The organism is Pseudomonas sp. XP1 (genome assembly GCF_053557675.1).
In genome coordinates this window covers 54,434-68,001 of sequence record NZ_JBNRIJ010000005.1, presented here as the reverse complement: position 1 = coordinate 68,001, position 13,568 = coordinate 54,434, and the positions used below count along the sequence as shown (strand labels likewise).

The window sequence follows — 13,568 nt, the reverse complement described above, 5'->3', positions numbered from 1 at the left end:
GGCCATGATTCCTCCAGCACCGCAAAAGGGCCGTGGCACGGCGCACAATCCGCACAACCGCTTTGCCCCCAGCCATTCGGTGGCGGAGGATGACGGCTGGTGTCAGGAGGTGCCGCAAACCCAGGGCACCGAGGTGCGGGTAGAGACGGCCAGGTCGGTGATCAGCCGCAATACGTCTCCCGACCTGCCCTTCGACCGCTCCATCAACCCATACCGTGGTTGCGAGCACGGTTGCATCTACTGTTATGCCCGCCCTTCCCACGCCTACTGGGACCTTTCCCCCGGCCTGGATTTCGAGACCAAGCTGATTGCCAAGACCAACGCCGCCGAGGTGCTTGAGCAACAATTGAGCAAACCGGGTTACATTTGCGCGCCGATCAACCTGGGTTCCAATACCGACCCGTACCAGCCGATCGAGCGGGAACAACTGCTGACCCGTCGCCTGCTCGAAGTGCTGCTGCGTTTTCGCCACCCGGTGACCATCGTCACGAAGGGTTCACTGGTGCTGCGCGACCTCGACCTGCTGGCCGAGATGGCCCGCCAGCGTCTGGTACGGGTGATGATCAGCCTGACCACGCTGGACGATGACCTGAAACGGGTGCTGGAACCGCGCGCGGCATCACCCAAGGCGCGTTTGCGGGCTATCCGTGTGTTGCGTGAGGCGGGAGTGCCGGTGGGCGTGTTGTGTTCGCCGATGATCCCGATGATCAACGACAGTGAACTGGAACGGCTGCTGGATGCGGCGAGGGAGGCCGGTGCACAGAGCGCAGCCTACATGATGTTGCGCTTGCCGCTGGAAGTGGCACCGTTGTTCGAGCAATGGCTGCAGGACCATTACCCGCAGCGGGCGGCGCATGTATTGAGCCTGATCCGCCAGAGCCGCGGCGGTGAACTGTACGACAGCCGGTTTGGTGCGCGCATGCGCGGTGAAGGCGTGTTTGCCGAGTTGCTGGCGCAGCGCTTTGCCAAGGCCATGAAGCGGCTGGAGTTCGAAGGGCGAGAAGCGCAGGCGCTGGATTGTTCGGCGTTTTGCCCACCGGGTGGGCAGATGGCGCTGTTCTGATGCTTGAGCAGAGCACGGCCTTTGTGGGAGCGGGCGCGCCCGCGAACACCGGCGCAGCCGGTGCCTTGTACCAAGCTGCCTCTTTCGCGGGCACGCCCGCTCCCACAGGTTCTGTGCAGGTTCCGGGTTCCCGCATGGGGCGCATTGCCATCCGTCAATACAACTAATCCAAGTAGATAATTGGACTAATGGCTCTTGGCAGTTGATGTTTTTTTGCTATTATCCAGTGCCCGCCCTTCCTATCTGGAACACCCGTTCTAGAGCCTTCGAATTAAGTTTCAGTTAAGTTTTCCCCGCTAGCGTAGGAAATCAGTCTTCATCGACTGTGATCTATGGCCTGTGCGTGTCATCTAAATCCCTGCATAGCCAGAATCTTTCACCGGTAAAATGGATTTACCTACACACCGTCAAGAGGATGAATCATGCCCGTCAAGGACCCATCCAAGGTCGTACCGCAGGTCCCCGCGGAGAGCGCCGATGCCGCCCTGAAGCACATCGTCGACGGCTTCCTGCGTTTTCACCATGACGTTTTCCCCGAGCAGCAAGAGCTGTTCAAGAAGCTCGCCACCGCGCAAACCCCGCGAGCCATGTTCATTACCTGCGCCGACTCGCGCATCGTTCCCGAGCTGATCACCCAGAGTTCGCCTGGCGACCTGTTTGTGACCCGTAACGTCGGTAACGTGGTACCGCCATATGGCCAGATGAACGGCGGCGTTTCCAGCGCCATCGAGTACGCCGTGCTGGCGTTGAAAGTGCATCACATCATCGTCTGCGGCCACTCCGACTGCGGCGCCATGCGTGCCGTGCTCAACCCGCAATCGCTGACCAAGATGCCGACAGTGTCCGCCTGGTTGCGCCACGCCGAAGTGGCCCGCACCGTGGTCGAGAACAACTGCTCGTGCGGCAGCGAACACGAAACCATGCAAGTGCTGACCAAGGAAAACGTCATCGCCCAGCTGCATCACCTGCGTACTCACCCTTCGGTGGCTTCGCGCCTGGCAGCCGGTGAGCTGTACATCCATGGCTGGGTCTACGACATCGAGACCAGCAAGATCGAAGCCTACGACGCCGCCAGCGATACCTTCCTGCCCCTGGCTGCTGGCGAGCCGGTCCCCTGCGCTACTCCGAGAGGCCGCTACTAAGCGACCCATCCACCCGCTGGAACCTTGATAGCCGGCTGCACCCTGCAGGGGTGTGGCATGGCTTTCGGCTGCCTTGAATTCCCTGACTGCCTGCCGGCACGCCCGCTGGCGGCCCGCGCCTGCGCGCTCGTCAGGGGCAAACGTGCCCACGGCCAGGGGAATGGCTGTGCGACAGAGAAAGGAGAAACACGGTGAACATTACACAGTTGAAAGCGGCCCTGCCGCGTGAGTTGCTGGCGTCGGTGGTGGTCTTCCTGGTGGCCCTGCCGTTGTGCATGGGCATTGCGATCGCTTCGGGCATGCCGCCCGCCAAAGGCCTGATCACCGGCATTATCGGCGGTGTCGTCGTGGGTTTTCTCGCCGGTTCCCCGCTGCAGGTCAGTGGACCGGCCGCTGGCCTGGCGGTATTGGTATTCGAACTGGTACGCCAGCATGGCATGGCCATGCTCGGGCCGATCCTGCTGCTGGCCGGCTTGCTGCAGTTGCTGGCCGGGCGTCTGCGCCTGGGCTGCTGGTTCCGGGTTACCGCGCCGGCGGTGGTGTACGGCATGCTGGCGGGGATTGGCGTGCTGATCGTGCTGTCGCAGGTGCATGTGATGTTCGATACCGCGCCGCAGCCATCCGGCATGCAGAACCTGCTGGAGTTCCCGGCGACCGTGGCTGCGGCCCTGCCACAGGAAAGCGCCGGCTCCGGCTGGATGGCCGGTGCGCTGGGCCTGGGTACCATCGCCATCATGTGGGGCTGGGAGCGCCTGCGGCCGCAGCGGCTGCGCTTTGTCCCAGGTGCCCTGCTGGGCGTGTCGGCCATGACGGCCATCAGCATGTGGCTGGCCTTGCCGGTGAATCGCGTACAGGTGCCGGCCGACCTGTCCGAGGCCATCGACTGGATCCGCCCTGGTGACCTGATGCAACTGGCCGACCCTACCCTGTTGGTCGCCGCTTTCGCTCTGGCCTTCATCGCCAGCGCCGAAACCTTGTTGTCGGCTGCAGCGGTTGACCGCATGCACAGCGGCCAACGTTCGGACTTCGACCGTGAGCTGTCTGCCCAGGGCATCGGCAACATGCTGTGTGGGATGCTCGGCGCGTTACCGATGACCGGGGTGATCGTGCGTAGCTCGGCGAACGTGCAGGCTGGTGCGCAGACTCGGGCTTCAGCGATCTTCCATGGCTTGTGGCTGCTGGCATTCGTGGTGGCGCTGAGCAGCGTGCTGCAGCAGATCCCGGTGGCGAGCCTGGCGGGTGTGCTGGTGTTCACCGGGGTCAAACTGGTGGATTTCAAGGCGTTTCGTGGGTTGGGCCGCTATGGCCGCATGCCGATGATCACCTACGCGGCGACGGCACTGGCGATTATCTTTACCGACCTGCTGACCGGCGTATTGCTGGGCTTTGCCCTGACCTTGCTGAAGCTGGCACTGAAGGCGGCGCGGTTGAAGATCAACCTGGTCAGCCTGGAGAAGGCTGGGCACATGGAGCTGCGCTTGAGTGGCGCGGCCACCTTCCTCAAGGTGCCGGCGCTGACCCAGGTGCTGGATAGCGTGCCGGCGGGGACCACGCTGCATGTGCCGCTGGGTAACCTCAGCTATATCGACCACTCGTGCCTTGAGCTGCTTGAAGATTGGGGCCGCAGTAATTTGGCAAATGGGTCGCGGTTGCTGATCGAGCAGCGGCGCTTGAAGCGGCGGATCGAGGGGCGGATGCGGACTACGGCGGGGGTTGGGGCCTGAAGCTGAAAGTCTGTATCGCCTGAACTTGCCTCTTCGCGGGTAAACCCGCTCCCACAGGTACTGCACAAGCCATGAACCTGTGCAGTACCTGTGGGAGCGGGTTTACCCGCGAAGAGGCCGGAACAGCTTATACCAATCGATCAGGCCGGCTGGCCCAGCTCCACACCCAGCTGCCGCGACAGGCAAGGCCAGCGCTTCCACGCCGCGCCTGTTTCCGGGCTGCTCAATTTCTCGCGGTAGGCCTCCACCGATTCCACCGCGAAGCTTTCGTCATTCAACATTTCATCCACCGAGTGGTGCACCACTTCATCCAGCTGGTTGGCAAACGTCTCGCCAATCAACTGGTGGGCAATCAGGTTGGCGACGGTGGTGTCGACCGGGATCAACGGTTGCTGGAAGTGACGGATGTACAGGTCGTTCACCTCTTCCACCAGGCGGTGCGCCAGGTAGGCCTCATCCAGCAGGCAGTCCAGGCCCACATGCCCTTGCATCACGCTGGGCGGCTGCAGGAAATAGGCTTCGGCGATTTTCAGTACAGGTTTGATCTGCGATTCGATCCCGGCCTCGCGGGCGACCTCATGGGCGGCCTCCAGCAGTTCCGGAACCTGGTCGATGTAGGCGCTGACGAAGCGCGCCAAAGTACCCTGGGCGTCCTGCTCAGGCAGTTGGATCGAGGGGTGCAGGTGGGGCAGTTGCAGCTCGAGACGCTTTTTCAGTTGGCCGGTCTGGCCTTCGTGTTGATGGGCTTGGCTTACCTGCTCGCGTACAGCAGCGATGTTCATGACAACTCCAGGGACATTACGTTTCAAACGGAAGACACTAAATTAGCTCGGTATACAGAATACCTAAGACGTATTTGTTATAAATCACGCAAACGTGTGCATGCTCAGGCATATCGAAATGCCATTATTGCGCCATGACCTATCAAGCACGCGGTTTTCAGGCCATTCAGCCATTTCATGAAGTTCATTTCACGGCCTTCGTTGCGTGCCGTTGGTCGCTGTCTATACTCCCGGTGAACGTGATTCGTTGATGAGGCCCGACTGCTTTTAGCAGGGGCTCGGTCGTCGAAGCCAGGCAGTCTTGACCGCCGTTCCCTCTTGCCGCAGGCCACGCCTCCGGGACTACAAGAACGAGAAGGGGAACCCGCAATGATGCGACATCCACATGTCTGGATGGGCCTCCTGTTGTGGACGGTTTTTGGTCAGGCAAATGCCGCCTGGACCGTGAACATGCACCCAGGGGCGACGGAAGTCTCCAACGCCGTCTTCGACCTGCACATGACCATCTTCTGGATCTGCGTGATCATCGGCATCGTTGTCTTTGGCGCGATGTTCTGGTCGATGGTCATCCACCGCCGTTCCACCGGTCAGCAGGCTGCGCATTTCCACGAGCACACCTGGGTGGAAATTCTCTGGACGGTGGTCCCCTTCCTGATCCTGGTGGCCATGGCCATCCCGGCCACCAAGACCCTGATCGACATCTACGATGCCAGCGAGTCGGATATCGATATCCAGGTTACCGGGTACCAGTGGAAGTGGCACTACAAATACCTGGGCCAGGACGTGGAGTTCTTCAGCAACCTGGCCACCCCCACCGAGCAGATCCACAACAAGGCACCCAAGGACGAGCACTACCTGCTCGAAGTCGACCAGCCGCTGGTGCTGCCAGTGGGCGCCAAGGTGCGCTTCCTGGTGACCGCTGCCGATGTCATCCACTCCTGGTGGGTGCCGGCGTTCGCGGTCAAACGTGATGCCATCCCCGGCTTCGTCAACGAAGCCTGGACCCGTATCGACAAGCCCGGCATCTACCGCGGCCAGTGCACCGAGCTGTGCGGCAAGGACCACGGCTTCATGCCGGTGGTGGTCGAGGTCAAGTCCAAGGCTGACTACGACACCTGGCTGGGCGAGCGCAAGGCCGAAGCTGCCAAGCTCAAGGAGCTGACCAGCAAGGAATGGACCCTGCAGGAGCTGGTGGAACGTGGTGACAAGGTCTACCACACCACCTGCGTGGCCTGTCACCAGGCCGAAGGCCAGGGCCTGCCGCCGATGTTCCCGGCGCTCAAGGGCTCGAAGATCGCCACCGGGCCGAAGGAAGCCCACCTGGGTATCGTCTTCCACGGCAAGCCCGGCACCGCCATGGCCGCGTTCGGCAAGCAGCTCTCGGAAGTCGACATCGCCGCCGTGGTCACCTACGAGCGCAACGCCTGGGGCAACAACAAGGGTGACATGGTCACGCCGAAGGACGTGCTGGCACTGAAGCAGGCAGAAGCGCAATGAACCGGGTTACTCGTGGCAATCAATGGATTGCAGGAGACAGGACATGAGTGCAGTGATCGACGACCACGCCCACGGCCATGACCATGCGCACGGCCCGGCCAAGGGCTTGATGCGCTGGGTGCTGACCACCAACCACAAGGACATCGGCACGATGTACCTGTGGTTCAGCTTCATCATGTTCCTGCTCGGCGGCTCTTTCGCCATGGTGATCCGTGCCGAGCTGTTCCAGCCCGGCCTGCAGATCGTCCAGCCGGAGTTCTTCAACCAGATGACCACCATGCACGGCCTGATCATGGTGTTCGGTGCGGTGATGCCGGCCTTCGTCGGCCTGGCCAACTGGATGATCCCGCTGATGATCGGCGCGCCCGACATGGCCCTGCCGCGGATGAACAACTTCAGCTTCTGGCTGCTGCCGGCGGCTTTCCTGTTGCTGGTCTCGACCCTGTTCAGCCCGGGCGGGGGGCCCAACTTCGGCTGGACCTTCTACGCCCCGCTGTCCACCACCTACGCGCCGGCCAGCGTCACCTTCTTCATCTTTGCCATCCACCTGATGGGCATCAGCTCGATCATGGGCGCGATCAACGTGATCGCCACCATCCTCAACCTGCGCGCCCCGGGCATGACCTTGATGAAGATGCCACTGTTCGTCTGGACCTGGCTGATTACCGCGTTCCTGCTGATTGCGGTGATGCCGGTGCTGGCCGGCGTGGTGACCATGATGCTGATGGACATCCACTTCGGCACCAGCTTCTTCAGTGCCGCCGGCGGCGGTGACCCGGTGCTGTTCCAGCACGTGTTCTGGTTCTTCGGCCACCCCGAGGTGTACATCATGATCCTGCCGGCCTTCGGCGCGGTCAGTTCGATCATCCCGGCGTTCTCGCGCAAGCCGCTGTTCGGCTACACCTCCATGGTGTACGCCACCGGCGCCATCGCATTCCTGTCGTTCATCGTCTGGGCCCACCACATGTTCGTGGTCGGCATCCCGGTGGTCGGCGAGCTGTTCTTCATGTACGCCACCATGCTGATCGCCGTGCCTACCGGGGTTAAGGTGTTCAACTGGGTCAGCACCATGTGGGAAGGGTCACTGACCTTCGAAACGCCGATGCTGTTCGCCATCGCCTTTGTCATCCTGTTCACCATCGGCGGTTTCAGCGGACTGATGCTTGCCATCGCCCCGGCTGACTTCCAGTACCACGACACCTACTTCGTGGTGGCGCACTTCCACTATGTGCTCGTGCCTGGGGCGATCTTCGGCATCTTCGCCTCGGCCTACTACTGGCTGCCGAAATGGACCGGCCACATGTATGACGAAACCCTTGGCAAGCTGCATTTCTGGCTATCGTTCATTGGCATGAACATGGCCTTCTTCCCCATGCACTTCGTGGGGCTTGCCGGCATGCCACGGCGGATCCCCGACTACAACTTGCAGTTCGCCGACTTCAACATGGTGTCGTCGATCGGCGCGTTCATGTTCGGTGCCACGCAGATCTTCTTCCTGTTCATCGTCATCAAATGCATCCGTGGCGGCGCGCCGGCACCGGCCAAACCATGGGATGGCGCCGAGGGCCTGGAGTGGTCGATCCCGTCGCCTGCGCCCTATCACACCTTCCAGACGCCACCGGAAGTGAAATAGGAACCGTGCCATGAACGGCCTTTCGCTGAAACGCCTGGTATTGCGCCTGCTGATGCTGACGGTGGTGATGTTCGCCTTCGGCTTCGCCCTGGTGCCTATCTATGACGTGATGTGCAAGGCCTTCGGTATCAACGGCAAGACCGGAGGGCAGTACGAAGGCAGCCAGGTCAGCGACCCGACGCGTTCGGTGCGGGTGCAGTTCATGTCGACCAATGCCAGCGACATGGTCTGGGACTTCTACTCCACCGCGGACCAGCTGGAGGTCAACCCGGGTGCGGTGAACCAGATGATCTTCATTGCCCACAACCCGACCGACCGGCCGATGAGTGCGCAAGCCATCCCCAGCATCACCCCAGCCGAGGCTGCGGCGTACTTCCACAAGACCGAGTGCTTCTGCTTTACCCAGCAGGTGCTGCAGCCCGGCGAACGCATCGAGATGCCGGTGCGCTTCATCGTCGACCGCGACCTGCCGGCCAGCGTGAAGCACCTGACACTGGCCTACACCTTGTTCGACATCACCGCTCGCCACCCGCCGGTCGCGCATGTCGCGGCCCAGGACGTCCAGGGCGCCCGTTAAGGGAAGGAGAACAGCAATGGCAAGTCATGAGCACTACTACGTTCCGGCGCAGAGCAAGTGGCCGATCATCGCCACCATCGGCATGTTCATCACGGTGTTCGGCCTGGGCACCTGGTTCAATGACATGAAGGCCGGCCACCCCGAGTCGCACGGGCCGCTGATCTTCTTCATCGGTGCGTTGTTCCTGGCCTACATGCTGTTCGGCTGGTTCGGTTCGGTGGTGCGGGAAAGCCGCGCGGGGCTGTACAGCCCGCAGCTGGACCGCTCGTTCCGCTGGGGCATGAGCTGGTTCATCTTCTCCGAGGTGATGTTCTTCCTGGCCTTCTTCGGTGCGCTGTTCTACGTGCGGGTGCTGGCCGGGCCGTGGCTGGGCGGTGAAGGGGCCAAGGGTGTTGCGCACATGTTGTGGCCGACCTTCGAATTCACCTGGCCGCTGCTGCACACGCCCGACCCGAAACTGTTCCCGCCGCCCAAGGAAGTGATCGATCCGTGGCACCTGCCGCTTATCAACACCATCTTGCTGGTCAGCTCCAGCGTGACCATCACCATCGCCCACCATGCCCTGCGTCGCGGCCACCGTGGCCCGCTGAAATTCTGGATGGCGCTGACCATCGTCCTGGGCGCCAGCTTCATCGCGTTGCAGGCCTACGAGTACCACGAGGCCTATACCAAGCTGGGGCTGACGCTGGGGTCGGGTATCTACGGCGCGACGTTCTTCATGCTTACCGGCTTCCACGGCGCCCACGTGACCCTGGGCACGATCATCCTGATCGTGATGTTCGTGCGCATCTTGCGCGGGCATTTCAACCCGGAGAAACACTTCGGTTTCGAGGCCGCCAGTTGGTACTGGCACTTCGTCGATGTGGTGTGGGTGGGGTTGTTCATCTTTGTCTATGTGTTGTGAATAAAGAACCCTGTGGGAGCGGGCGCGCCCGCGAATGCGTCGGTACATTCAACATCGCATTCGCGGGCATGCCCGCTCCCACAGGGTCAGGTGGAAACTTCAGAAAGGGGCGTGAGATACGAGCTGACCACTGATGAAGCCCCAGGCGACAAGGCCGATGGTCAGCGCCGCCAGGGTCACTCGCACGGTCAGCGCTTTCAATAAACGGGTCGAGTTTTCATCGTCCTTTACCAGAAACACCAGGCCGCTGAACAGGCTGGCAATCGTGGCCAACAGCATCAGGACAATCGCGGCCTTGAGCATGGCGATACTCCGGGGGGATGCGGTGATGTGGATAAGTATAGCGATCGGCCCGACGAGGCTCCGATGAGGCCGTTTCGTCCGGGCTGGGTACCAACCCTGGTGGTGCTTGCGCTGCTGCCGGGGCTGATCGCGCTTGGCTGCTGGCAACTCGGCCGTGCCGAGGAAAAACGCATACTGCTGGCCGCCTATGCCGAGCGGCGGGTAGAAGCGCCAGTGGCCACGGCCCAGCTGACAGCGAACCAGGACAATGCCTTCCGCCGCGTGCATCTCTATGGCCGCTTCGACTCCGAACACAGCCTGCTGCTGGACAACCGCATGCGCGATGGCCAGGCCGGTGTCGAGCTGCTGCAACCCTTCCATGATCAGGCCAGCGGCGCGTGGCTGCTGGTAAACCGCGGGTGGTTGCCCTGGCCGGATCGCCGTGTGCCGGTGCATTTCGATACCCCTGCCCAGGCGTTGGCGCTGGACGCTTCGGTGTATGTCGCGCCTGGCAGCACGTTCCAGCTGCACCCCGACCCTGCAGGCGGCCAGTGGCCGCATCTGCTGACTGCCGTGGATGCCGCGCAGCTATGGCAACAGCTCGATCGCGAAGGCTTCGCCCATGAGCTGCGCCTGGAACCCGGCCCGGCGACCTATCGCCTGGACTGGCCGGTCGTTGCCATGGGCCCGGAAAAACACCTGGGTTACGCCGTGCAGTGGTTTGCCCTGGCAACCACTTTGGTACTGCTCTACCTCTACTTCGGCTGGCACCACAACAAGGAGAAACGCCATGGCCACCGCCACTCCACTGGAAGTGTCTGAACGCAGCAAACCCAGAGCCCGCGGGCGTTTGCAGCTGCTGCTGATTCTGCTGGTGGTGCTCGGGCCGATGGTTCTGGCCACCAGCATGTACAAGCTCAAGTTCTGGGTGCCGGACGGCCGCAGCTACCACGGCGTGATGATCGGCAACGGGGAGACCCTTGCCGATCTCGGCGTAGCGGGCCAGGGCGAGCGCTGGCAGCTGCTGGTGAGCACACCCACAGCCTGTGCCGAGGATTGCCAGCGGCTGGTGTACCTGGCTCGGCAGATCCAGGTCGGCCTGGGTCGTGATGCCAGCCGTGCCAGCCATGCCCTGGCGGCCGCCCAGCCGGCAAGTGCCGAGTACCAGGCGTTGCTAGGCCGCGAATACCCACAGTTGCAGCGTTACCCGCTGGATGCGCAACGCTACCTGCAAAAGGTCGGCGAGGCCGGCCCGCAGCTGTGGATCGTCGACCCACACGGCAACCTGGTGCTGCGCTACGACGCCAAGGTAAACGGCAAGCATGTGCTGGACGACCTGCGCCACCTGCTCAAGCTGTCCAACATCGGCTAGGAGCCTGCCATGGCCAGACCCGGATTCCGCCTTGCTGTGTTCGCCACCTTGCTGGCACTGCTGGTCGTCCTGCTTGGTGCCTATACTCGCCTGACCCACGCCGGCCTCGGCTGCCCGGACTGGCCGGGTTGCTACGGCTTCATCAGCGTGCCCAAGAGCGAAGCGCAGCTGGCCCATGCCGAGCTGCATTTCCCCGAACACCCGGTGGAAGCCGCCAAGGGCTGGGCCGAGATGGTCCACCGCTATTTCGCCGGCACCCTGGCGATGGTGATCGCCCTGCTCGCCTTGCAGGCGCTGCGCCGGCATACCCGCGATGGCCAGCCTTACCGCCTGCCCTTGCTGCTGCTGGGCGTGGTGCTGGCGCAGGCAGCCTTCGGCATGTGGACGGTCACCCTCAAGCTGTGGCCGCAGGTGGTCACCGCGCATCTACTCGGCGGCTTCACTACCCTGAGTTTGCTGTTCCTGTTGTCCCTGCGTCTGTCCCGGGCCTTTGCGCCTTTGCCAAAGCTGCCATTGAGCCTGCGCCGGATCGCTGCGCTGGCCTTGCTGGTGGTGATCGGCCAGATCGCCCTGGGCGGCTGGGTCAGTGCCAACTACGCGGCCGTCGCCTGCATCGACCTGCCCACCTGCCACGGTCAGTGGTGGCCGACGGCGGACTTCAGCAACGGTTTCCACCTGACCCAGCACGTTGGGCCCAACTATCTGGGCGGGCAACTGGACAGTGATGCGCGCACGGCCATCCACATCAGCCACCGCCTGGGCGCATTGCTGGTGACCTGTGTGCTGCTGATGCTCAGCTGGAAGCTGCACCGCTGCGGCCTCCCTGGCCTGGCACGGCTGGTGCTGCTGGCGCTGGTGGTGCAAGTTGGTCTGGGCATCAGCAATGTGCTGCTGCACCTGCCGCTGGCCGTGGCCGTGGCGCACAACGCTGGTGGGGCGCTGTTGCTGCTGAGCATGGTGCTGGTGAACTACCGCATCCGCGTGGTCGACAAGGTTCGCGTGGGTGTCGGCCATGGCTGGCGCCTGCGGCCCGTGGCTGGCGTGGGCATCACCCACCACATGAGGAATGATTCATGGCGACGCTTCTGAGCGCACAGAGGGCCAGTTGGCGTGATTACCTGGAACTGACCAAGCCCAAGGTGGTGGTGCTGATGCTGATCACCTCGCTGGCGGGCATGTTCCTTGCCACCCGTGCGGGTGTCAGCTGGAGCGTGCTGCTGTTCGGCAACCTGGGCATCGGTTTGTGTGCAGGCGGCGCGGCGGTGGTCAACCATGTGGTGGACCGACGCATCGACGCGCTGATGGCGCGTACCCACAAGCGGCCGCTGGCCCAGGGCCGGGTCGAGCCGCTGCCGGCGCTCCTGTTCGCCCTGGCGCTGGCGCTACTTGGCATGGCCCTGCTGATGGTGTTCACAAATGCCCTCACTGCCTGGCTGACACTGGCTTCCCTGCTCGGCTATGCGGTGCTCTACACCGGTTTTCTCAAGCGCGCCACGCCGCAGAACATCGTCATCGGCGGCTTGGCTGGCGCCGCCCCGCCGTTGCTGGGCTGGGTGGCGGTCAGCGGCCATGTCAGCGCCGAGCCCCTGTTGCTGGTGCTGATCATCTTCGCCTGGACCCCACCCCACTTCTGGGCCTTGGCCATCCACCGCAAGGAGGAATACGCCAAGGCCGATATCCCGATGCTGCCGGTGACCCACGGCGAGCGCTACACCAAGCTGCATATCCTGCTGTACACCCTGGTACTGCTGTCGGTAAGCCTGCTGCCCTACGTCATCCACATGAGTGGCCCGCTTTACCTGGCCTGTGCCCTGGTGCTCGGCCTGCGCTTCCTGCAATGGGCCTGGGTGTTGTACCGTGGCAGCCGGCCGCACGCGGCGATCGGCACCTTCAAGTACTCTATCGGCTACCTGTTCGCGCTGTTCATCGCGTTGCTCCTCGACCACTACCTTTTGCTGAACCTATGACCCGAACCCAGAAAACCGTCTTCATCCTCGTTGCCCTGGTCGCGTTGATCCTGGGCCTGACCGTCAACAAGGTGCTCAATGGCCGCGACCAGCCCAACCCCACCGAGCTGATCGATGCCGGCATCATCCTGCTGCCGCAGAGCCGTACCGTGGCAGATGTGACCATGACCAACCAGGACGGCCAGCCGGTGCAACTGGATGACCTGAAGGGCAAATGGTCGCTGCTTTTCTTCGGTTACACCTACTGCCCCGACATCTGCCCGACGACCTTGGCCCAGTTGCGCCAGGTGAAGAGCGAGTTGCCCAAGGAGGCCGTCGACCGGCTGCAGGTGGTGCTGGTGAGCGTTGACCCGAACCGCGACACGCCGAACCAGCTGAAGCAGTACCTGGGTTATTTCGACAAGGATTTCGTCGGGGTGGCGGGGTCGATCGAGGATACCCAGAAGCTGGCCAATGCCTTGAGCATACCTTTCATTCCGGCTGATACCAGCAAGCCGGGGTATACCGTGGATCACAGCGGCAATCTGGCGGTTGTTGGGCCGGATGGACGTCAGCGTGGGTTCATTCGGGCTCCGTTCAACAACCAGAAGCTGGTGGCGCAATTGCCTGGGCTTGTGAAGCGGGA

Annotated in this window: 14 protein-coding genes; 12 read left to right on the top strand and 2 right to left on the bottom strand. The window is 62.6% G+C overall.

Annotated elements, in window-relative coordinates; translation table 11 throughout:
- Positions 1 to 4: 4 nt before the first annotated feature.
- From ACK1U9_RS06590 to ACK1U9_RS06580, 3 genes are all read left to right on the top strand, one after another.
- Positions 5 to 1,063: a PA0069 family radical SAM protein gene (locus ACK1U9_RS06590; RefSeq protein WP_085601987.1), complete on the top strand. Its 1,059-nt coding sequence runs from the start codon at positions 5 to 7 to the stop codon at positions 1,061 to 1,063.
- A 422-nt stretch (positions 1,064 to 1,485) separates the two neighbouring features.
- On the top strand, positions 1,486 to 2,205 hold the full coding sequence (locus ACK1U9_RS06585) for a carbonic anhydrase (protein ID WP_013970295.1): 720 nt from the start codon (positions 1,486 to 1,488) through the stop codon (positions 2,203 to 2,205).
- Positions 2,206 to 2,396: 191 nt separating this feature from the next.
- A complete protein-coding gene (locus ACK1U9_RS06580) occupies positions 2,397 to 3,929 on the top strand; it encodes a SulP family inorganic anion transporter (protein WP_046615284.1) in 1,533 nt (510 codons plus the stop codon).
- A 140-nt stretch (positions 3,930 to 4,069) separates the two neighbouring features.
- On the opposite strand, the gene ACK1U9_RS06575 is transcribed toward ACK1U9_RS06580, so the two are convergent.
- The gene (locus ACK1U9_RS06575; protein ID WP_043935172.1) at positions 4,070 to 4,711 is read right to left on the bottom strand and encodes a hypothetical protein; all 642 of its coding nucleotides are present in this window, start codon (positions 4,709 to 4,711) and stop codon (positions 4,070 to 4,072) included.
- A 369-nt stretch (positions 4,712 to 5,080) separates the two neighbouring features.
- Between ACK1U9_RS06575 and coxB the strand changes: the two genes are divergently transcribed.
- The 4 genes from coxB to ACK1U9_RS06555 are packed head-to-tail and all read left to right on the top strand — an operon-like array spanning position 5,081 to position 9,322.
- Complete coding sequence (coxB, locus tag ACK1U9_RS06570; protein ID WP_085601990.1) at positions 5,081 to 6,208, top strand: cytochrome c oxidase subunit II; 1,128 nt, start codon at positions 5,081 to 5,083, stop codon at positions 6,206 to 6,208.
- Positions 6,209 to 6,251: 43 nt separating this feature from the next.
- Positions 6,252 to 7,841: a cytochrome c oxidase subunit I gene (gene ctaD, locus ACK1U9_RS06565; protein ID WP_013970300.1), complete on the top strand. Its 1,590-nt coding sequence runs from the start codon at positions 6,252 to 6,254 to the stop codon at positions 7,839 to 7,841.
- A gap of 10 nt (positions 7,842 to 7,851) precedes the next feature.
- Entirely contained in the window at positions 7,852 to 8,418 is a 567-nt protein-coding gene (locus ACK1U9_RS06560) for a cytochrome c oxidase assembly protein (RefSeq protein ID WP_015268464.1), read from the top strand.
- A gap of 16 nt (positions 8,419 to 8,434) precedes the next feature.
- Complete coding sequence (locus tag ACK1U9_RS06555; protein WP_003258926.1) at positions 8,435 to 9,322, top strand: cytochrome c oxidase subunit 3; 888 nt, start codon at positions 8,435 to 8,437, stop codon at positions 9,320 to 9,322.
- 99 nt (positions 9,323 to 9,421) lie between these two features.
- On the opposite strand, the gene ACK1U9_RS06550 is transcribed toward ACK1U9_RS06555, so the two are convergent.
- A complete protein-coding gene (locus ACK1U9_RS06550) occupies positions 9,422 to 9,625 on the bottom strand; it encodes a twin transmembrane helix small protein (RefSeq protein WP_003258925.1) in 204 nt (67 codons plus the stop codon).
- Between the two features lie 63 nt (positions 9,626 to 9,688).
- Here ACK1U9_RS06550 and ACK1U9_RS06545 point away from each other — a divergent pair, with 63 nt between their 5' ends.
- The 5 genes from ACK1U9_RS06545 to ACK1U9_RS06525 all read left to right on the top strand — a co-directional run.
- Positions 9,689 to 10,426, top strand: a complete 738-nt coding sequence (locus ACK1U9_RS06545; protein WP_153671660.1) for an SURF1 family protein — start codon at positions 9,689 to 9,691, stop codon at positions 10,424 to 10,426.
- Positions 10,395 to 10,976, top strand: a complete 582-nt coding sequence (locus ACK1U9_RS06540) for a hypothetical protein (RefSeq protein ID WP_108481659.1) — start codon at positions 10,395 to 10,397, stop codon at positions 10,974 to 10,976. The genes ACK1U9_RS06545 and ACK1U9_RS06540 overlap by 32 nt, the downstream gene beginning before the upstream one ends.
- A gap of 9 nt (positions 10,977 to 10,985) precedes the next feature.
- The gene (locus ACK1U9_RS06535) at positions 10,986 to 12,065 is read left to right on the top strand and encodes a COX15/CtaA family protein (protein ID WP_046615278.1); all 1,080 of its coding nucleotides are present in this window, start codon (positions 10,986 to 10,988) and stop codon (positions 12,063 to 12,065) included.
- Positions 12,050 to 12,943, top strand: a complete 894-nt coding sequence (gene cyoE / locus ACK1U9_RS06530) for a heme o synthase (RefSeq protein ID WP_085601993.1) — start codon at positions 12,050 to 12,052, stop codon at positions 12,941 to 12,943. Before ACK1U9_RS06535 ends, cyoE begins: the two co-directional genes overlap by 16 nt.
- A partial coding sequence (locus ACK1U9_RS06525; RefSeq protein WP_449109776.1) for an SCO family protein occupies positions 12,940 to 13,568 on the top strand: 629 nt, incomplete at its 3' end. The genes cyoE and ACK1U9_RS06525, both read left to right, overlap by 4 nt.

Coding starts and splice junctions, on each gene's coding strand:
- ACK1U9_RS06590 (WP_085601987.1), top strand. CDS start 5: ATGATTCCTCCAGCACCGCAAAAGGGCCGTGGCACGGCGCACAATCCG.
- cyoE (WP_085601993.1), top strand. CDS start 12,050: ATGGCGACGCTTCTGAGCGCACAGAGGGCCAGTTGGCGTGATTACCTG.
- coxB (WP_085601990.1), top strand. CDS start 5,081: ATGATGCGACATCCACATGTCTGGATGGGCCTCCTGTTGTGGACGGTT.
- ACK1U9_RS06550 (WP_003258925.1), bottom strand. CDS start 9,625: ATGCTCAAGGCCGCGATTGTCCTGATGCTGTTGGCCACGATTGCCAGC.
- ACK1U9_RS06545 (WP_153671660.1), top strand. CDS start 9,689: ATGAGGCCGTTTCGTCCGGGCTGGGTACCAACCCTGGTGGTGCTTGCG.
- ACK1U9_RS06560 (WP_015268464.1), top strand. CDS start 7,852: ATGAACGGCCTTTCGCTGAAACGCCTGGTATTGCGCCTGCTGATGCTG.
- ACK1U9_RS06540 (WP_108481659.1), top strand. CDS start 10,395: ATGGCCACCGCCACTCCACTGGAAGTGTCTGAACGCAGCAAACCCAGA.
- ACK1U9_RS06555 (WP_003258926.1), top strand. CDS start 8,435: ATGGCAAGTCATGAGCACTACTACGTTCCGGCGCAGAGCAAGTGGCCG.
- ctaD (WP_013970300.1), top strand. CDS start 6,252: ATGAGTGCAGTGATCGACGACCACGCCCACGGCCATGACCATGCGCAC.
- ACK1U9_RS06585 (WP_013970295.1), top strand. CDS start 1,486: ATGCCCGTCAAGGACCCATCCAAGGTCGTACCGCAGGTCCCCGCGGAG.
- ACK1U9_RS06575 (WP_043935172.1), bottom strand. CDS start 4,711: ATGAACATCGCTGCTGTACGCGAGCAGGTAAGCCAAGCCCATCAACAC.
- ACK1U9_RS06535 (WP_046615278.1), top strand. CDS start 10,986: ATGGCCAGACCCGGATTCCGCCTTGCTGTGTTCGCCACCTTGCTGGCA.